Genomic DNA, 19,757 nt, shown 5'->3' with positions numbered 1-19,757 from the left:
CGGAGGGATCCTTAGGTTTCACGGTGGTTCTCCGTGCCGTTCCCCGGACGTCGGGTATCGGCCTCGTATGGGTTGGTATGTGGAGGTTCCCCGTGCTGGGTCCCGTGATTCTCGCCGCGTCGCGCAGCGACCGGATGCGACGCCTGATCTCGGCGGCCCCGGTGACGAAGCAGGTCGTGGACCGCTTCATCCCCGGTGAGACGGTCGACGACATCGTTCCCGTCATCGAGCAGCTCACCGCCAGGGGGCTGGAGCTGACGATGGACGTCGTCGGCGAGGACATCACCGCCCCTGAGCAGGCCCGCGCCGCCCGGGACGCCTATCTGGCGCTGATCGACCGGCTGCGCGACCTCGGTCTGGGCGAGCGGGTCGAGATGTCGGTGAAGCTGTCCATGTTCGGCCAGGCCCTCCCGTCGCCCACCACCGCCCCGATCGAAGGGCCCTCCGGGCCCGCCCCCGCATTCGGCGGCGGGCACGAGCTCGCCCTGGCCAACGTCCGGCCGGTCGTCGAGGCCGCCGCCGCCATCGGCACCACCGTCACCCTGGACGCCGAGGACCACACCACCCTCGACTCGATGTTCGCGATCCACGAGGAGCTGCGGAAGGACTTCCCGCAGACCGGCTGCGTCATCCAGGCCTACCTGTTCCGCACCGAGGCCGACGCCCGCCGGCTCGCCGCGAGCGGCAGCCGGGTCCGGCTGGTGAAGGGCGCGTACAAGGAGCCCGCCGAGGTCGCGTACCAGCAGAAGCACGAGATCGACAAGGCGTACGTCCGGATCCTGCGCACCCTGATGGAGGGCGAGGGATACCCGATGATCGGCTCCCACGACCCGCGCCTCATCTCCGTCGCGCAGGAGCTGGCCCGCAAGGCCGGACGCAAGCTCGACGAGTACGAGTTCCAGATGCTGTACGGCATCCGCGGCGACGAGCACCTGCGGCTGGCCGCCGAGGGGCACCGCATGCGCGTCTACACCGCCTACGGCACCGACTGGTACGGCTACTTCATGCGCCGTCTCGCGGAGAAGCCGGCGAACCTGCGGTTCTTCGTCCGCTCCATGCTCACCCGGGGCTGACCGACGACGCCGGCGACGCGGCCCCCGCGCCGCCCGCCGGATCCGCGGCCCCCGCCCCCCGACCACCGCCAAGCGCCGAGCCCGCACCCCCCGCTCGAAACACCCGCTCAGAAGGAGTAACGGAAGACATGGACGCGGTAACCCAGGTCCCCACCCCCGTCAACGAGCCGGTGCACGGCTACGCCCCCGGCTCGCCGGAGCGCGCCCGGCTGGAGGCCAAGCTCAAGGAACTGGCCGACAACCCGGTCGACCTGCCCTGCACCATCGGCGGCGAGCGCCGGATGGGCGGCGGTGAGCGGTTCGACGTCGTGCAGCCGCACAACCACAAGGCCCGCCTCGGCACGTACGCCAACGCCACCCGGCAGGACGCGCAGGACGCGGTCGACGCGGCCCTCGCCGCCGCGCCCGCCTGGCGCGCGATGTCCTTCGACGACCGCGCCGCGATCATCCTGCGCGCCGCCGAACTGCTCGCCGGCCCCTGGCGCGAGACGCTGGCCGCCTCCACGATGCTCGGCCAGTCCAAGACCGCCCAGCAGGCGGAGATCGACTGTCCCTGCGAACTGGTCGACTTCTGGCGCTTCAACGTCGCCTACGCCCGCCAGATCCTCGCCGAGCAGCCGCCGGCGAACTCCCCGGGCGTGTGGAACCGCCTCGACCACCGCCCGCTCGAGGGCTTCGTCTACGCGATCACGCCGTTCAACTTCACCGCCATCGCCGGCAACCTGCCGACCGCTCCCGCGCTGATGGGCAACGTGGTCGTGTGGAAGCCGTCCCCGACGCAGACCCACGCCGCCGTGCTGCTGATGCAGCTGCTGGAGGAGGCCGGGCTGCCCAAGGGCGTCATCAACCTGGTCACCGGTGACGGCCTGGAGGTCTCCGAGGTCGCCCTGAACCACCGTGACCTGGCCGGCATCCACTTCACCGGCTCGACGAAGACCTTCCAGTACCTGTGGAAGACGGTCGGCGCCAACATCGAGAACTACCGTGCCTACCCGCGTCTGGTCGGCGAGACCGGCGGCAAGGACTTCGTCGTCGCCCACCCGAGCGCGGACCGGGCGGTCCTGAAGACCGCGCTCACCCGTGGCGCCTTCGAGTACCAGGGCCAGAAGTGCAGCGCGACCTCCCGGGCCTACATCCCCGCGTCGATCTGGAACTCCGGTTTCAAGGAGGAGTTCGCGGCCGAGGTCGACCACCTGACCATGGGTGACGTCACCGACCTCTCGAACTTCATCGGTGCGGTCATCGACGAGCGGTCCTTCGCCAAGAACAAGGCAGCCATCGACCGCGCCAAGGCGGACCCGACCTGCACGATCGTCGCGGGCGGCACGTACGACGACTCCGTCGGCTACTTCGTGCGCCCGACCGTCGTGGAGTGCACCGACCCGGCCAACGAGGTCTTCACGACCGAGTACTTCGGCCCGTTCCTCGCCGTGCACGTCTACGAGGACGACCAGTACGACGCCATGCTGACGCAGATGGAGTCGGTGTCGGACTACGCGCTGACGGGCTCGGTCGTCTCGGGCGACCGCGCGGCGGCCGCGTACACGATGGAGAAGCTGCGCTACGCGGCCGGCAACTTCTACATCAACGACAAGTCCACCGGTGCCGTGGTCGGCCAGCAGCCCTTCGGCGGCGGGCGTGCCTCGGGCACCAACGACAAGGCCGGCGCCCCGCAGAACCTGACGCGCTGGACGCTGACCCGCGCCATCAAGGAGACGCTGGTCCCGCCGACCGACTACCCGTACCCGCACATGGGCTGACACCGCACGGCGGACGGTGCGCGCACGGGCCGGGTCCTTTTCGGACCCGGCCCGTCCGTGTGTCCGGGTTCCGCCGGGCGGCGGCGGTGGTGGTGCCGGGGCGGGAGCGCTCAGCCGGTGAGACGGCGTCCGAGGAAGTCCCGTGCGAGCGCGGCGATCTGGCCCGCGTGCGTCTCCAGCGCGAAGTGCCCGGTGGGCAGCAGATGCACCTCCGCCTCGGGCAGGTCCCGGCGGAAGGCGAGCGCGCCCGCCGGGACGAAGATCTCGTCGCCCGCGCCCCAGACCGCGAGCAGCGGGACCCGGCTGGTGCGGAAGTACTCCTGGAAGGCCGGGTAGAGGGCGAAGTTGGAGCCGTAGTCGGAGATCAGGTCGAGCTGGATCTCCGACTGGCCGGGCCGGGCCATGAGGGCGGCGTCGTGCTCGTACGCGTCGGGGCTGACCAGGTCCTGCTGCTCGGGCGGAACCCCGTGCAGGTACTGCCACCTGATCCCCTCGGGGCTGCTGATCTCCCGCACCGGGGCCTCGGTCGCGGGGGTGCGCTGCGCGATCAGGGCCAGCACCGGCGCCCAGGCCTGCGCGCCCAGTCCCTCCTCGTAGGCGTTGCCGTTCTGGGTGATGATCGCGCTGACGCGGTCGGGGTGGGCGAGGGCGAGGCGCAGTCCGATGGGGGAGCCGTAGTCCTGGATGTAGAGCGCGAACCTCTTCAGCCCCAGCACCTCGGTGAACTCCGCGGTGATCGCGGCGAGTTCCTCGAACGTCCAGGTGAAGCCGGCGGGCACCGCCGAGCGGCCGAAGCCGAGGTGGTCGGGGGCCAGGACGCGGTAGCGGTCGGCGAGCAGGGGGATCAGGTCGCGGAACATGTGCGAGCTGCTGGGGAAGCCGTGCAGGAGCAGCAGGACGGGCGCGTCGGCCGGGCCCGCCTCCCGGTAGGCGATCTCGTGGCCGCGGACCGTCGCGGTGCGGTGGTGAACCCGGCGGTGGACCTCGTGGTGGTCGTGGAGGGTCATGCCCCGAGTGCACCACGCGGCGCACTAACCGGTCAAGTGGCTTTTAGGGGTTAGGTGATCGGTGTGCGCCGGGAGGGGGTGGTCGCGGAGGGGGCCGTCCGGGTGCTCGCGCGGGGTCGCCGATGTCCGTGAAACCGCAGGTCGGCGCCCGGTGCCCCGGAGTGCCGTCTCAGATAGTAGGAAGTCCGAGTAACTGTAGAGACATGCGCGCGCTGCTCCCTTAGTTTTGTAGGAGCCGAACGTCTCGCTCGACCAAGCGAATGGCGGTCGTGAGCCGGGCCCCCGGCAGGCAACCCCTGCGGCCCCGCTCCCCGCCCTTGCGGTGCCCCCGGCCCTGTGGGCGAAGGGGGAGTCTCGTAACCCTTTCCGCACTCCGTGCTGTTCTCGAAGGAGTCGATCTCCCATGGCCGAGACGACCGTCCGCCGCCGCGTCCGCCACACCTCCCGTACGAGCGAGTCCGACCGCAAGAACGCCGCCGCGGCGCTCCAGCGCGCCCTCGACCGCCGTGACAACGGCGGCGAGACCGGCCACTGAGCCGAGCCGCCCCGCAGTCCGGGAGCCGCACCCGACCGGGGTGCGGCGCGGGCCCCGAACGGGACTTCGGGCCCCGCGCCGCACCTCGGCACCACCCGACCTACTGTCCGTATGGCGGACGGTCTGTGTCATCCCATGGGACGCGGAGTAGGGTTCCCGCATGTCTCGCAGCCTCAATCTCGCAGTGATCCCCGGTGACGGCATCGGCCAGGAGGTCGTGGCCGAAGGTCTCAAGATCCTCTCCGCCGTCCTCCCGCAGGATGTGAAGCTGGAGACCAAGGAGTACGACTTCGGCGCCCGGCGCTACCACGCCACCGGTGAGACCCTCACCGACGCCGACGTCGAGGCGCTCCGGCGGCACGACGCCATCCTGCTCGGCGCGATCGGCGACCCGAGCGTGCCCTCCGGCGTCCTGGAGCGGGGCTTCCTGCTCAAGCTGCGCTTCCTCTTCGACCACCACGTCAACCTGCGTCCCTCGAAGCTCCTCCCGGGGGTCGCCACCCCGCTGGCCGGCCAGCCCGAGATCGACTTCATCGTGGTCCGCGAGGGTACCGAGGGCCCGTACACCGGCAACGGCGGCACGATCCGCAAGGGCACCCCGCACGAGGTCGCCACCGAGGTCTCCGTGAACACGGCCTTCGGTGTCGAGCGCGTGGTCCGGGACGCCTTCGCCCGGGCCCAGGCCCGCCCCCGCAAGAAGCTCACGCTGGTCCACAAGAACAACGTGCTGGCCTTCGCCGGCCACCTCTGGACGAACGTCTTCAACAAGGTGGCCGAGGAGTTCCCCGACGTCACCACGGACTACATCCACGTGGACGCCGCGACGATCTACCTGGTCACGGACCCCGCCCGCTTCGACGTGATCGTCACCGACAACCTCTTCGGCGACATCATCACCGACCTCGCCGCGGCCGTCTCCGGCGGCATCGGCGTCGCCGCGAGCGGGAACATCAACCCGTCCGGCGAGTTCCCGTCGATGTTCGAGCCCGTGCACGGCTCGGCCCCGGACATCGCCGGCCAGGGCAAGGCCGACCCGACCGCCACGGTCCTGTCCGTCGCCCTGCTCCTGCGCCACCTCGGCTACGACGCGGAGGCGGTCCGCATCGAGGAAGCCGTCTCCGCCGACCTCGCGGAGCGCGGCGCGCTGCCCGCCCGCAGCACCTCCGAGATCGGCGACGCGCTCTCCGTACGAGTAGCAGGCTGACCCGCGCCGCACGAAACCATTCGAAGCCGCCGGGTTGCATCCGCACCCGGCGGCTTCCGCATGTCCCCCGCCGGGTGCCACCATCGACCCCGGGTCGCATTCCCGCCGTTTTGGCCGTCGTCCGCCCCTTGCGATAATCGGACGAGGAGCCGCGGTATGAGGGAATGCTCGGACGTCCTACCATCGGCCACTGGCCGTACGGACGTGAGCGCGGCCCGTCACTACACAACCGGTGAAGGACAACCACTCATGACGACGCCCACGATCGAGCTCAAGCCCTCCGCCAGCCCCACCTCCGCCGCCGAGCGGCAGGCGATCCTGGCGAACCCCGGCTTCGGCCGCCACTTCACCGACCACATGGTGACCATCAAGTGGACCGAGGGCCGCGGCTGGCACGACGGTCAGCTCGTCCCGTACGCGCCGATCCCCCTCGACCCCGCCACCAACGTCCTGCACTACGCGCAGGAGATCTTCGAGGGCCTCAAGGCCTACCGCCGGCCCGACGGGTCCGTCGCCACCTTCCGTCCCGACCAGAACGCCAAGCGCTTCCAGCGCTCCGCCCGCCGGCTGGCCATGCCCGAGCTGCCGGTCGAGACGTTCATCGAGGCGTGCGACGCGCTCGTCGGCCAGGACAAGGACTGGGTCCCCGCGCACGGCGGCGAGGAGTCCCTCTACCTGCGCCCCTTCATGATCGCGACCGAGGTCGGCCTGGGCGTGAAGCCGGCCAACGAGTACCTGTTCCTCGTCATCGCCTCGCCGGCCGGCGCCTACTTCCCGGGCGGCGTCAAGCCCGTCTCCATCTGGGTCTCCGAGGATCACGTCCGCGCCGTCCCCGGCGGTATGGGCGATGCCAAGACCGGCGGCAACTACGCCGCCTCGCTGCTCGCCCAGGCCGAGGCCGCCGCCCAGGGCTGCGCCCAGGTCTGCTACCTCGACGCGGTCGAGCGCACGTGGGTCGAGGAGCTCGGCGGCATGAACCTGTACTTCGTCTACGAGGACAGGATCGTCACGCCGTCGCTGACGGGCTCCATCCTGGAGGGCGTCACCCGTGACTCCCTCCTCACCGTCGCCCGCGACCTCGGCTACCGGGCCGAGGAGGGCCGCGTCTCCGTCGACCAGTGGCAGCGCGACTCCGAGAACGGCACGCTCAAGGAGGTGTTCGCCTGCGGCACCGCCGCCGTGATCACCCCCGTCGGCACGGTCAAGCGCACCGGCGGCGAGTGGCGGCAGGCGGGCGGCGAGCCCGGTGAGGTCACCCTGCGGCTGCGCCAGGCCCTGCTGGACATCCAGCGCGGTACGGCGGAGGACCGCCACGGCTGGATGCACGAACTGGGCTGAGCACCCTCCTCCGTCAGGGCCACCCCGTCCGGGGTGGCCCTTCGGCGTTCCTGGAGGCCGCCGATGTTTGAGCAGCGTTCAAAAGTTTCTCCTGTGGTCTTCTGATCATCGTCAGGAACATTTAGAGTGCTGCTCAAAGAAAGGGGCGGTAACGTGCGACTCACCCCCACCGAACGGGACCGGCTGCTGCTCTTCGGCGCGGCGGAGCTGGCCCGGGCCAGAAGGGCCCGCGGACTGCGGCTCAACGTGCCGGAAGCCACCGCGCTCATCGCGGACACGGTCTGCGAGGCCGCCCGGGACGGGGTCCGGCTCGCCGAGGCGATCGAGCGCGCCCGCTCGGTCCTCGGCCCGGACGACGTCCTGCCCGGAGTCGCGGACGTCGTCACCGAGGTCCATGTCGAGGCCGTCTTCGACGACGGCTCGCGCCTCGCGGTGGTCGGCGATCCCTTCCGCGGGGGCACGCTCGGCGACCGGGCGCCGGGAGCCCTCCTGCCGGGCCCCGGACACTCCGGCCCCGGACACACCGGTGCCGGGGACGGCGGGCCCGCGGCGGCCGTCCGGCTGGCGGTCACCAACACGGCGGGTGTGCCCGTCTCCGTCACCTCCCATTTCCACTTCTTCGAGGCCAACCCGCGGCTCGACTTCGCGCGCGAGCGGGCCTACGGGATGCGGCTCGCCGTGCCCGCCGGCTCCTCCGTGCGCTTCGGCCCCGGGGAGAGCCGCGAGGTCGCCCTCGTGCCGATCGGCGGCGACCGCGTCGCCGTCGGCTTCGCCGGGCTGGTCGACGGGCCGCTCGACGCGCCGGGCGCGAAGGACGAGGCGCTGCGCCGCGCCGCCGCCTGCGGATACCTCGGCGCGGACGTGGAGGCGGACCGGTGAACCCCTACGAGTACGCGGCCACCCACGGCCCCCGGGCCGGCGACCGCGTCCGGCTCGGCGACTCGGGGCTGGTCGTCCGGGTGGAGTCGGACTCCCAGCTGCCCGGCGACGAGTTCCTCGCCGGTTTCGGCAAGACCGCCCGCGACGGACTGCACCTCAAGGCCGCCGCCGTGCGCGACACCTGCGACGTCGTGATCAGCAACGTCGTCGTGATCGACGCCGTGCTGGGGATCCGCAAGGTCTCCATCGGCATCCGGGAAGGCCGCATCCACGCGATCGGCAGGGCCGGGAACCCCGACACCCTGGACGGGGTCGACGTGATCGTCGGCACGGGGACGTCCATCGTGTCCGGTGAGGGGCTGATCGCCACCGCCGGCGCCGTCGACACCCACGTCCATCTGCTGTCGCCGCGGATCATGGAGGCCTCGCTGGCCTCCGGGGTCACCACCGTCATCGGGCAGGAGTTCGGTCCGGTGTGGGGCGTCGGCGTCAACTCGCCCTGGGCGCTGCGGCACGCGTTCAACGCGTTCGACGCCTGGCCGGTCAACATCGGCTTCCTCGGCCGGGGTTCGTCGTCCTCCGACGCCCCCCTCGTGGAGGCCCTCGCCGAAGGCGGCGCCTCGGGCTTCAAGGTGCACGAGGACATGGGCGCCCACACCCGGGCACTGGACACGGCACTGCGGGTCGCCGAGGAACACGACGTGCAAGTCGCCCTGCACAGCGACGGGTTGAACGAATGCCTGTCGGTCGAGGACACCCTCCGGGTGCTCGAGGGCCGCACCGTCCACGCCTTCCACATCGAGGGCTGCGGCGGCGGGCACGTACCCAACGTGCTCAAGATGGCCGGCGTCCCCAACGTCATCGGCTCCTCCACCAACCCCACCCTCCCCTTCGGCCGGGACGCCGTCGCCGAGCACTACGGCATGATCGTCTCCGTCCACGACCTCAAGACCGACCTGCCCGGCGACGCCGCCATGGCCCGCGACCGCATCAGGGCCGGCACCATGGGCGCCGAGGACGTCCTGCACGACCTGGGCGCGATCGGCATCACCTCCTCCGACGCCCAGGGCATGGGCCGGGCGGGCGAGACGGTCCGCCGCACGTTCGCCATGGCCGGGAAGATGAAGGCCGAGTTCGGCGCCCCGGACGACGGCCACGACAACGAGCGCGTCCTGCGCTACATCGCCAAGCTGACCGTCAACCCGGCCATCGCGCACGGTCTCGCGCACGAGGTCGGCTCGATCGAGGTGGGCAAACTCGCCGACATCGTGCTGTGGCGGCCCGAGTTCTTCGGTGCCAAACCGCAGCTCGTGCTCAAGTCGGGGTTCCCCGCGTACGGCGTGGTCGGCGACCCCAACGCCGCCACCGACACCTGCGAACCCCTGGTCCTCGGACCGCAGTTCGGAGCGTACGGGGCGACCCCGGCCGACATCTCCGTCGCCTTCGTCGCCCGGGCCGCCCTGGACCAAGGCGGCGACTCGATGCCGACCCGCCGTCGCCGGGTCGCCGTCCGCGGCACCCGCGGCATCGGCCCCGCCGACCTGCGCCGCAACTCCCGTACCGGATCGGTCGACGTCGACCAGCGCACCGGGCTCGTCACCCTCGACGGCGAGCCGCTGCGTTCCGAGCCGGCCGAGTCCGTCTCCCTCAACCGCCTGTACTTCCTCTGAGGACCGCTGATGTCTGCTGCCGCCGACGGCTTCCGCATGCCCGCCGAATGGGCCCCGCACGAGCGCACCTGGATGGCGTGGCCGGGCCCCAACCCCACCTTCGGCGACCCCGCCGACCTGGCCGCCTCCCGCGCCGCCTGGGCCTGCGTCGCCCGCGCGGTCCGCCGGTTCGAGCCGGTGACCGTGGTGTGCGGCCCCGGAGGGTCGGCGGACGCCCGCGCCCTCCTCGGCCCGGGGATCGACACGGTCGAGCGGGAACTCGACGACGCCTGGATGCGGGACATCGGCCCCACCTTCCTGACCGGGCGCGGCGGTGAACTGGCGGCCGTGGACTGGACGTTCAACGGCTGGGGCGCCCAGGGCTGGGCCCGCTGGGAACACGACGCGAAGATCGCCGCGTATGTCTCGGACCTCGCGGGGGCCCGGACGTACGCCTCCGGTCTGGTCAACGAGGGCGGCGCGATCCATGTCGACGGCGAGGGGACGGTCCTGCTCACGGAGACGGTCCAGCTCGGTCCGGAGCGCAATCCGGGCTGGACGCGGGAGGAGACCGAAGCGGAGATCCACGCCCTGCTCGGCACCCGCAAGGCGATCTGGCTGCCCCGCGGACTCACCGCCGACTACCCTCCCCACGGCTACGGCACCCTCGGCCACGTCGACATCGTCGCCGCCTTCGCCCGCCCCGGCGTCGTCGTCGCCCACCACCAGCCCGACCCCGCGCACCCCGACCACGAGGTGACGAAGGAGGTCATCGCACTGCTGCGGGCGCAGACCGACGCATGCGGCCGCCGGCTGGAGGTCGTCGAGGTCCCCGCCCCGACGGTCCTGGAGGCCGACGGCCACTGGGCCGACTACTCCTACATCAACCACTACCTGTGCAACGGCGGTGTGGTGCTCTGCGGCTTCGACGACCCCCGCGACGAACTCGCCGCCGGCATCTTCCGCCGCCTCTTCCCGGAGCGGACGGTCACACTGGTGGACGCCCGTACGATCTTCTCCGGTGGCGGTGGCATCCACTGCATCACCCAGCAGCAGCCGAGGGTCTGAGACCCGGGGACACCGAGGACAGGGGAGCCGGGACATGGCCGCAGCGGCACGGGCACGCAGGAACGCCCCGCCCCGCGAGGACGTCCTCGCCGCCGCCATGGCGATGATCGCCGAGAGCGGTCTGGAGAAGCTGACCATGGCCGGCCTCGGCCGCGAGGTGGGCATGAGCAGCGGCCATCTCCTGTACTACTTCCATTCCAAGGACGAACTGCTGCTGCGCACCCTGGAGTGGAGCGAGGGCCGGCTCGGCGCCGAGCGGGCCCGGCTGCTGACCCGTGACGCCCCGGCGCGCGAGCGCCTCGACGCCTACGTCGACCTGTACGTCCCCGACGGCCACCGCGACCCGCACTGGACGCTCTGGCTGGAGGTGTGGAACCGCTCGCAGAACGCGGCCGCCGAGGCGGTGGCCCGGGACCGGCAGGCGGCCATCGAGGGCGCCTGGCACCGGGACCTGGTCGCCCTGCTGGCGGAAGGGGTCTCCCGCGGCGAGTTCCGGCCGGTGGACCCCGACCGCTTCGCGGCCCGGCTGCGGGCTCTGCTCGACGGCTTCTCCATCCATGTGGCCGTCGGCCTGCGCGGCACCGACCGGGAACAGGTCCTCGGACACGTCCGCGAGTTCCTCGCGGAGGCCCTGATCACGGCGCCGTGAGAACGCGCTGCTCGCATCCTGAGACGCCCCGTGAGCACCGGGGCGGTCTGTGCCAGACTGCCGCCGTGCTCTCGTTCGCCACGATTATTGGCAGCAGGCGCGCCGGTCCGCAGTGACCGCTCCGTACGACCAGGTACGAGCGGCCATCGTCGTCCTCGACCCGCGCGCAGACCTCTCGCACCCGCGAGGGGTTTTTCGCTTTTCTGGCCCACCCACAGCCGGGAGCGAGAGCGCGAGGGACCATGGGGGGACGGTGGAGCCGGTCATTCCGGTAACGACCGAGATCCGACACAGGAGCCTTCAGACCATGACCGCAACCAGCGAACCCGACGATTCGTTCCACGTCTTCGACACCACCCTGCGCGACGGCGCGCAGCGGGAGGGCATCAACCTCACCGTCGCCGACAAGCTGGCCATCGCCCGGCACCTGGACGACTTCGGCGTGGGCTTCATCGAGGGCGGCTGGCCCGGCGCCAACCCGCGGGACACCGAGTTCTTCGCCCGCGCCCAGGAGGAGATCGACTTCAAGCACGCCCGGCTCGTCGCCTTCGGCGCGACCCGCCGCGCAGGCGCGAAGGCCTCCGAGGACCCGCAGGTCAGAGCGCTGCTGGAGTCGGGCGCCGGCGTGATCACCCTGGTCGCCAAGTCCTACGACCGGCATGTCGAACTGGCTCTGCGCACGACGCTGGACGAGAACCTGGCCATGGTCGCCGACACGGTCTCCTTCCTCAAGGGAGAGGGCCGCCGCGTCTTCGTCGACTGCGAGCACTTCTTCGACGGCTACCGCGCGAACCCCGAGTACGCGAAGGCGGTCGTGCGCGCGGCGGCCGGGGCCGGCGCCGACGTCGTCGTCCTGTGCGACACCAACGGCGGCATGCTCCCGGCGCAGATCCAGGCGGTCGTCTCCACGGTCCTCGCCGACACCGGCGCCCGGCTCGGCATCCACGCCCAGGACGACACCGGCTGCGCGGTCGCCAACACCCTGGCCGCGGTGGACGCGGGCGCGACGCACGTGCAGTGCACGGCGAACGGCTACGGCGAGCGGGTCGGCAACGCGAACCTCTTCCCGGTGGTCGCGGCCCTGGAGCTGAAGTACGGCAAGCAGGTCCTGCCCGAGGGCAGGCTGCGGGAGATGACCCGCATCTCGCACGCCATCGCCGAGGTCGTCAACCTGACGCCGTCCACGCACCAGCCGTACGTGGGAGTCTCGGCCTTCGCGCACAAGGCCGGTCTGCACGCCTCGGCCATCAAGGTCGACCCGGACCTCTACCAGCACATCGACCCCGAGCAGGTCGGCAACACCATGCGGATGCTGGTGTCGGACATGGCCGGACGCGCCTCGGTCGAACTCAAGGGCAAGGAGCTCGGCGTCGACCTGGGCGGGGACCGCGAGGTCGTCGCGCGGGTCGTGGAGCGCGTCAAGGAACGCGAGCTCAGGGGCTACACCTACGAGGCGGCGGACGCCTCCTTCGAACTCCTGCTGCGCGGCGAGGTCGAGGGCAGGCCGCTGAAGTACTTCGAGGTCGAGTCCTGGCGGGCCATCGTCGAGGACCGCCCCGACGGCACCCACGCCAACGAGGCCACCGTCAAGCTCTGGGCCAAGGGCGAGCGCATCGTCGCGACGGCGGAGGGCAACGGCCCGGTCAACGCCCTGGACCGCGCCCTGCGCGTGGCCCTGGAGAAGATCTACCCCCAGCTCGCCAAGCTCGACCTGGTCGACTACAAGGTCCGCATCCTGGAGGGCGTCCACGGCACCCAGTCCACCACCCGCGTCCTGATCTCCACGACGGACGGCGCGGGGGAGTGGTCCACGGTGGGCGTCGCGGAGAACGTGATCGCCGCGTCCTGGCAGGCCCTGGAGGACGCCTACACGTACGGGCTGCTGCGGGCCAAGGTGGAGCCCGCCGAGTAGACGGCCCCCGCCCGGACCCGCCCGGACCCGCGGCGGGTCCCGGCGGGTCCCCGGCGAGCCGCACGCGCTCGGCGGGGACACCGCACGGCCCCGAGGCCGGTCCTACCGCAGCTGCCACTTCTGGTTGGCCGCCCCCGTGCAGGACCAGATCTGGCCCCGGGCCCCGTTGGCCGGCGAGTTGTCCGTGACGTCGAGGCACTTGTTCGCCGCGGTGTTCACGACGTCACCGGTGCCGGCGTCGAACGACCACCGCTGCGCGCCCGTCCCGTTGCACGTGTACAGCTGTGTCCTGGCCCCGTCGGACGTCGAACCCCCGACGACGTCGAGACACTTGCCCAGCGCCTGGAGCGAGCCGTCCGGCTGGACCGTCCAGCGCTGCGCGGCCGACCCGTTGCAGTCGTACAGCTGCACGGCCGTGCCGTCCACCGCCGCGCCGCCCGCCACGTCCAGGCACTTGCCGGCGAGCCCCACGAAGGAGCCCGACCGGCTCGGGTCGCCCGACTGCGTCCCCGACCAGGTGAACGTCGCCGACGTCTTCCCCGGCAGCGAGTACGTCGCGTGCTGCCCGCCCCAGCCGATCGTCACCGTCCGCGCGGCCGACGCGTCGTTGTAGGCGATCAGCGCCTTGGAGCCGTCGGGATTGCGCCAGGCCACGTTCGGCACGGACGAGGACGCCGTCGACGCGATCCGCTGCGCGCCCGGCCGGACGAACTTCGTCAGGTGCCCCGTCGTGTAGTACTCGACCGTGTAGTCGACGGTCCCGCTCGCCCCGTCCCCGTGGTGCACGGTGACCAGCCCGTCGCACGTCCCGCAGCCCCCGTTGTGCGGACCCCGGTTCTGGTCCACGGCCAGCGACCACTTGGTCACCGACTTCGCCCAGTTGCGGGTGTAGTCGACGATGTTCATCATGTCCTCGCGCTGCTGGTTCGCGATCCACGTCCCGCCGGAGTGCTCGGTGCCGAAGGCGTCGAGCTGCGGATAGCGGTCGTGCACCGCCGTCTGCTTCGTCACGTCCCCGCCGTAGCCGTGCCAGGCGATCCCGCCGAAGTTCGGGTGCGCACGGACCGCCGGGTCGTCCACCGTCTGCGCCGCGTACGCGTCGTAGGTGTCCCAGTTCCAGTCGTGCGCGAGCACCTTCGTGGGCAGGCCCGCCGCCGCCAGTTTCGGCAGCAGTTCGTTCTTGGTGAAGTACGCGAGCCCCGAGCCGTTCCAGCTCATCGAGGGGTAGCCCGAGCAGCACGTCGGCTCGTTCTGCGCCGTCACGTACGCCACCGGTACGCCCTGGTCGCGGTAGGCCTGGAGGTACTTCACGAAGTACGAGGCGTACGCCCCGTAGTACTCCGCCTTCAGCCAGCCGCCGTTGAGCTGCCCGCTGTCCTTCATCCAGGCGGGCGCGGTCCACGGCGACGCCATCACGGTCAGCGCGGGGTTCAGCTCCCGTGCCCGCCGGGTCAGCGGCACCACGTCCGCCAGGTCGTGGGCCACGGAGAAGGCGGACAGGCCGGGGTCGGTCTGCCCGGCCGGCACGTCGTCGTAGGTGTAGCCGAAGCGCGCGAGGTCCGAGCCGCCCATCGGATTGCGCAGGAAGGACAGCCCGATGCCCTCGGTCGGCGAGAACAGCTTGCGCATCGTCGCCTCCTGGGTCGTCGCGGACAGCGCCCCGCTGCTGTTGAGCAGCCAGGCCGCGGTGTCCGTGAAGGACGCGCCGCCGCCCGTGAACGTCTGGTACCGGGTGTTCTCGTCGACGGTGATGTTCTCGCCCGCCCCGCCGGCGCCCGCCTGGAAGGCGAAGCCGGGCTGGGCCTGGAGCCCGCGGACCACGTGCCGTCCGCCGGCGTCGTCGGTGGTGGTGAGCCAGGCCGTGACCTGCTCGCCGGCCGCGTGCGCGGGCACGGCCGCCGCGGTGATCCCGGCGGAGGTGAGCAGACCGGCCAGGAGCAGCCGCAGGACGCTGATGGATCTCCTCATGGGTCGCCGCCCTTCTGGGTGTGGGGGAACGGGAGGCGTATCGAGGCGTGAGTAAATGACGGCTCCACGGGCCCGTCAAGGGGTCGCGCGTTCAGCTGTCGAACGAACAACGTCCCTGATCCGGACGGGAGTTGCGGCCGTACCAGTTCCGGTGTGAAGTCTTGACGGCGCGGCAGGTCCTCAGTTAACTCACGGCGTGATCTAAGTCATGAGTGGACCACGAGAGTAGAGGGACGTTCCATGCGAAGAACCGCCCTGCTCGCCTCCGCCGCCCTGCTGGCCGCCCTGCTCCCGCTGACCGCCGCAGCCGGCGCGTCCGGCGCCGACGACCCCGCACCCGTCCCGGTCGACCGCTTCGAGGGGGAGGTCCCCTTCGCGAACCCGCCCGCCGGGGGTCTCTTCACCTGGGGCGGCGACAGCGACGACCCGCCCGCCCTGCGGCTCACGGCCCGGGCGGACGCCCCCGAGGGCGACCGGGTCCTGACCGGCAGCTACGGCATCAGCGGCTACGGCGGCTTCACCCACGACTTCGCCTTCGCCGAGCCTGCCCACGACTGGTCCGCCCACCGGGGCGTCCGCTTCTGGTGGGAGGGCCACGCCGACGGCCGAAGGATCGCCTTCGAGATCAAGGACGGCGGGGCGAACGGAGAGGCCTCCGAGCTCTGGACGACCTCCTTCACCGACGACTGGACCGGCTGGAAACAGGTCGAGATCCCCTTCGCCGACTTCACCTACCGCACGGACTACCAGCCCGTCGGCGGCATCGACCACGTCCTCGGACTGACGCAGACGTGGGGCTACGCCCTCACGCTCCCGGTCGGCGCGCCGGGCGACTTCGCCATGGACGGCGTCGAGCTGTACGGCCGGGCCGACCAGTCCCTGCGCGCCTCCGTCCTTACCGACGCCGTCGTGCACCCGGTGAAGGAGGGCGCCACCGCTGCGGTGAAGATCTCCGTCGCCACCACCGGGGCCGCCCCGCTCGGCGAACCCGTCACCGTGCGGTACACGAGCGCGGGCGGTACCGCCGAACCCGGCAAGGACTTCACCCCGGTCCAGGGCGAGATCACCTTCCCCGCGGGCACGGTGTCCGGCGCGAGCCGCACCGTCCGGATCCCCACCCTGCGCGACCGGTCCGCCGAGGCCGCCGAGACCATCCCCCTCGCCCTCACCGTGACCGGCGCCAGGCCCCCCGCCGAGACCCCGCAGGTCGTCATCGACGCCCACGGACTGCCGTACCTCGATCCTCGGCTGCCCGTGCGCAAGCGGGTCGCCGACCTCGTCTCCCGGATGTCCCTGGCGGAGAAGACCGGACAGATGACCCAGGCCGAGCGCGGTGCCGTCGGCACGGGCGGGGACATCGCCGCGTACGACCTCGGATCACTGCTCTCCGGCGGCGGCTCCACCCCGACCGCCAACACCGCCGGGGCCTGGGCCAAGATGATCGACGGCTACCAGCTGCGGACGCGAGCCACCCGGTTCCAGATCCCGCTGATCTACGGCGTGGACGCGGTGCACGGGCACAACAACCTCGCCGGCGCGACCGTCATGCCCCACAACATCGGCATCGGCGCCACCCGCGACCCCCGGCTGGCCGAGCGCACGGGCGCGGTGACCGCGGCCGAGGTCCGGGCCACCGGTGTCCCCTGGGACTTCGCCCCGTGCCTGTGCGTGACCCGCGACGAACGCTGGGGCCGCTCCTACGAGTCCTTCGGCGAGGACCCGGCGCTCGTCGCGTCCATGGAGACGGTCGTCCAGGGACTCCAGGGCGCCCGCGACGGGCGGGACCTGAAGGACGCCGACAAGGTCCTCGCCACGGCCAAGCACTTCGTCGGCGACGGCGGCACCGGGTACGGCACGTCCACGACCGGCTCCTACACCGTCGACCAGGGCGTCACCGAGGTCACCCGGCAGGAGCTCGAGGCCGTGCACCTGGCGCCGTTCCAGGAGGCGGTCGACCGGGGCGTCGGCTCGGTCATGCCGTCGTACTCCTCGCTCGACATCGCCGGAGACGGCCGGGGGCCCGTGAAGATGCACGCCCGCGGCGACATGATCGACGGCGTGCTCAGGGGCCGGATGGGCTTCGACGGCTTCGTCGTCAGCGACTGGAACGCCATCGACCAGCTGCCCGGCGACCGGGCGGCGCAGGTGCGCACCTCGGTCAACGCGGGCGTGGACATGATGATGGTGCCGTACTCCTACCAGGACTTCCGCACGACGCTCATGGCCGAGGTCACCGCCGGCCGCGTCACCGAGCGGCGGATCGACGACGCCGTGACGCGCATCCTCACGCAGAAGTTCGCCCTGGGCCTCTTCGAGAAGCCGTACGCGGACACCCGCGGCGCCTCGCGCATCGGCTCGGCCGCGCACCGGGCCGTGGCACGGCAGGCGGCCGCCGAGTCGCAGGTGCTGCTGAAGAACTCCGGTTCGCTCCTGCCGCTGAGGAAGGACCAGAAGGTCTACGTCGCCGGCTCCGACGCCGACGACATCGGCAACCAGACCGGCGGCTGGACCATCACCTGGCAGGGCTCCTCCGGCGACATCACCCGGGGCACCACGATCCTGGACGGCATGCGCAAGGCCGGCGGCGACGTCACGTACTCCGAGGACGCCTCGGCGCCGACGGACGGGTACGACGTCGGTGTCGTGGTCGTCGGCGAGACCCCGTACGCCGAGGGCGTCGGCGACGTCGGCAACGGCCACGACCTGGAGCTGACGGCCGCCGACCGGGCGGCCGTGGACAAGGTGTGCGCCGCCATGCGGTGCGCCGTGCTGATCGTCTCCGGGCGGCCCCAGCTGATCGGCGACCGGCTCGGCGCCGTCGACGCCCTGGTGGCCTCCTGGCTGCCGGGCACGGAGGGCGACGGCGTGGCCGACGTCCTCTACGGCAGGCGGCCCTTCACCGGGCAGCTCCCCGTGACCTGGCCGAAGTCCGAGGCGCAGCTGCCGATCAACGTCGGCGACGCGGCGTACGACCCGCAGTTCCCCTACGGCTGGGGCCTGACGACCCTGACCAGGGTGCCCGACGGCGGGGCCGCGACCCTGAAGGGACTGGCCGCCTCGGCCGCCGCGGCCGAGCGGACCCACGCCGACGGACTCGGCCGCGCGCTGGTCGGGAAGGCCCGGCTCGTCGTCCAGCGGAAGGTGGGCCAGGCCGTCACGGCGGCGGTTGCCAAGCCCTTCGCCGAGGCGGAGCACCTCCTGCTGACGGGCCGGTACGCGAAGGCGGTGGAGCGGCTGACGGCGGCCTACCGGGCGGCGTCCTGACCCCGCGCCCCCGGCTGTCCGAAGAGGCCGCTTCCGAGTGCTTTCGGGTAGCTTCGGGAGTATGAAGGTCGCCCTACCGACCCGAAGCCCCGCCGGACCGCTGATCGCACTGGTGCTCGCCGTGCTGACCGCCTTGGCGGCCATGACGGCGGGCGCCCCGCGCGCGGGGGCGGCCACGAGCGTCTCGGCCGTCGCCGCGGCCCTGCGCGAGAGCCCCGTCTACGTCGACCCGCAGGCGTCCGGGCAGCTCTCCCAGGCCGAGGCGCACGCGCTCCGGCAGCGGATCGAGAAGGCGGACAAGCCCCTCTTCATCGCCGTCCTGCCGGCCGGTTATCCCACGCAGGACCTCTTCACCGACCTGCGCACCGCCACCGGAGTCACCGGGCTGTACGCGATCCGCCTCGGCGACCGCTTCGACGCCCGCGCCGACTCCGCGGTGCTCTCCCGCACCGCCGTGCGCAACCTGGTCGGCAGCGTCCGGGGCGAGAGCGACACCGGCACCCAGCTCGCCGACTTCACCGACCGCGCCCTGGCGAACATGGACGGCTCGGCTCCCGCGAGCTGGGGTTCCGGGGGAGGCGACCGGATCTCGTCCACCGCGCTGATCACGGCGGGCGCGGTCCTGGTGGCCGGCGGGGCGGGCGCGTACACCCTCGTACGGCGCAACCGGCGCCGGCGGGAGCAGGAGCGGCGGGCCGCCCTGGAACGGCTGCGGGTCGTCGTGGACGAGGACATCACCGCCTTCGGCGAGGAACTGGACCGCCTGGACTTCCGTCCGTCCGAACCGGGCGCCGACGACGCCATGCGCGCCGACTACGAACGCGCCCTGGACGCCTACGAGCAGGCGAAGTCCTTCATGGCGGCCGCGGCCCGGCCCGAGGACGTCCGCGCCGTCACGCAGTCCCTGGAGGACGGCCGCTTCTCGCTGGCCCTCCTGGCCGCCCGCCGGGCCGGACGGCCGCTGCCCGAGCGGCGTCCGCCCTGCTTCTTCGACCCCCGCCACGGGCCCTCGGTCACGGACGCCACCTGGACGCCGCCGGGCGGGGCCACGCGGGAGGTCCCGGTCTGCGCCGCGGACGCCACGCGCCTGGCGGACGGCCGCGACCCGGTGATCCGTGAGGTGGACAGCGACTACGGCCGCCGCCCGTACTGGGAGGCGGGCCCCGCCTACGGTCCCTGGGCGGGCGGCTACTTCGGCGGCGGCATCCTTCCCGGCCTGCTCGTCGGCACGATGCTCGGCGGCATCATGGCCGCCCCGTCCTACGCGGCGGACTACGGCACCGGCTACGGCGACTTCGGCGGGGGCCACGAGGGCGGTGACGTCTCCGGCGCGGACTTCGACCCGGGTGACTTCTCGGGCGGCTTCGGGGACGGCGGCGGAGGCGGCGGGGACTTCGGCGGGGGCGGCGGGGACTTCGGCGGAGGGTTCTGAGGGTCACCCCCTCGGATCG

The 19,757-nt window shown here is 72.1% G+C and carries 14 protein-coding genes; 12 read left to right on the top strand and 2 right to left on the bottom strand.

Going from position 1 to position 19,757, the window contains the following annotated elements; translation table 11 throughout:
• Positions 1–92 precede the first annotated feature (92 nt).
• Both Saso_RS33810 and pruA read left to right on the top strand, forming a co-directional pair.
• A complete protein-coding gene (locus Saso_RS33810) occupies positions 93–1,073 on the top strand; it encodes a proline dehydrogenase family protein (protein WP_189926730.1) in 981 nt (326 codons plus the stop codon).
• 128 nt (positions 1,074–1,201) lie between these two features.
• Positions 1,202–2,833, top strand: a complete 1,632-nt coding sequence (pruA, locus tag Saso_RS33805) for an L-glutamate gamma-semialdehyde dehydrogenase (protein WP_189926728.1) — start codon at positions 1,202–1,204, stop codon at positions 2,831–2,833.
• A gap of 110 nt (positions 2,834–2,943) precedes the next feature.
• Here the strand turns inward: pruA and Saso_RS33800 are convergent, their stop codons facing one another.
• Positions 2,944–3,840, bottom strand: coding sequence for an alpha/beta fold hydrolase (locus Saso_RS33800; RefSeq protein WP_189926726.1), 897 nt, complete (start codon positions 3,838–3,840; stop codon positions 2,944–2,946).
• Between the two features lie 403 nt (positions 3,841–4,243).
• On the opposite strand from Saso_RS33800, the gene Saso_RS38850 reads away from it, so the two are divergent.
• The 8 genes from Saso_RS38850 (at position 4,244) to cimA (ending at position 13,074) form a co-directional block, all read left to right on the top strand.
• Positions 4,244–4,375, top strand: coding sequence for a hypothetical protein (locus tag Saso_RS38850; protein ID WP_107085114.1), 132 nt, complete (start codon positions 4,244–4,246; stop codon positions 4,373–4,375).
• Positions 4,376–4,535: 160 nt separating this feature from the next.
• Positions 4,536–5,579: a 3-isopropylmalate dehydrogenase gene (locus Saso_RS33795; protein WP_189926725.1), complete on the top strand. Its 1,044-nt coding sequence runs from the start codon at positions 4,536–4,538 to the stop codon at positions 5,577–5,579.
• A 249-nt stretch (positions 5,580–5,828) separates the two neighbouring features.
• A complete protein-coding gene (locus Saso_RS33790; RefSeq protein ID WP_189926723.1) occupies positions 5,829–6,917 on the top strand; it encodes a branched-chain amino acid aminotransferase in 1,089 nt (362 codons plus the stop codon).
• A gap of 153 nt (positions 6,918–7,070) precedes the next feature.
• Positions 7,071–7,796: an urease subunit gamma gene (gene ureA, locus Saso_RS33785; RefSeq protein WP_189926721.1), complete on the top strand. Its 726-nt coding sequence runs from the start codon at positions 7,071–7,073 to the stop codon at positions 7,794–7,796.
• Positions 7,793–9,466, top strand: a complete 1,674-nt coding sequence (locus Saso_RS33780; protein ID WP_189926719.1) for an urease subunit alpha — start codon at positions 7,793–7,795, stop codon at positions 9,464–9,466. The genes ureA and Saso_RS33780 overlap by 4 nt, the downstream gene beginning before the upstream one ends.
• 9 nt (positions 9,467–9,475) lie before the next feature.
• Positions 9,476–10,513: an agmatine deiminase family protein gene (locus Saso_RS33775; protein WP_189926717.1), complete on the top strand. Its 1,038-nt coding sequence runs from the start codon at positions 9,476–9,478 to the stop codon at positions 10,511–10,513.
• Positions 10,514–10,547: 34 nt separating this feature from the next.
• Positions 10,548–11,162, top strand: coding sequence for a TetR/AcrR family transcriptional regulator (locus Saso_RS33770; RefSeq protein WP_189926715.1), 615 nt, complete (start codon positions 10,548–10,550; stop codon positions 11,160–11,162).
• Between the two features lie 307 nt (positions 11,163–11,469).
• Entirely contained in the window at positions 11,470–13,074 is a 1,605-nt protein-coding gene (cimA, locus tag Saso_RS33765) for a citramalate synthase (protein ID WP_189926713.1), read from the top strand.
• Between the two features lie 102 nt (positions 13,075–13,176).
• Here the strand turns inward: cimA and Saso_RS33760 are convergent, their stop codons facing one another.
• Entirely contained in the window at positions 13,177–15,042 is a 1,866-nt protein-coding gene (locus Saso_RS33760) for a ricin-type beta-trefoil lectin domain protein (protein ID WP_189926711.1), read from the bottom strand.
• Between the two features lie 240 nt (positions 15,043–15,282).
• Here Saso_RS33760 and Saso_RS33755 point away from each other — a divergent pair, with 240 nt between their 5' ends.
• Both Saso_RS33755 and Saso_RS33750 read left to right on the top strand, forming a co-directional pair.
• Positions 15,283–18,306 carry a glycoside hydrolase family 3 protein gene (locus Saso_RS33755; protein ID WP_189926709.1) on the top strand — a complete coding sequence of 1,008 codons (3,024 nt, stop codon included), beginning with the start codon at positions 15,283–15,285 and terminating at the stop codon, positions 18,304–18,306.
• Between the two features lie 61 nt (positions 18,307–18,367).
• Positions 18,368–19,738: a hypothetical protein gene (locus tag Saso_RS33750; protein WP_189926707.1), complete on the top strand. Its 1,371-nt coding sequence runs from the start codon at positions 18,368–18,370 to the stop codon at positions 19,736–19,738.
• The last annotated feature ends 19 nt before the right edge of the window (positions 19,739–19,757 follow it).

Origin of the sequence: Streptomyces asoensis (genome assembly GCF_016860545.1) — a bacterium.
Taxonomy (GTDB): Bacteria; Actinomycetota; Actinomycetes; order Streptomycetales; family Streptomycetaceae; genus Streptomyces; species Streptomyces asoensis.
This window is presented reverse-complemented; position numbering and strand designations above follow the sequence as displayed.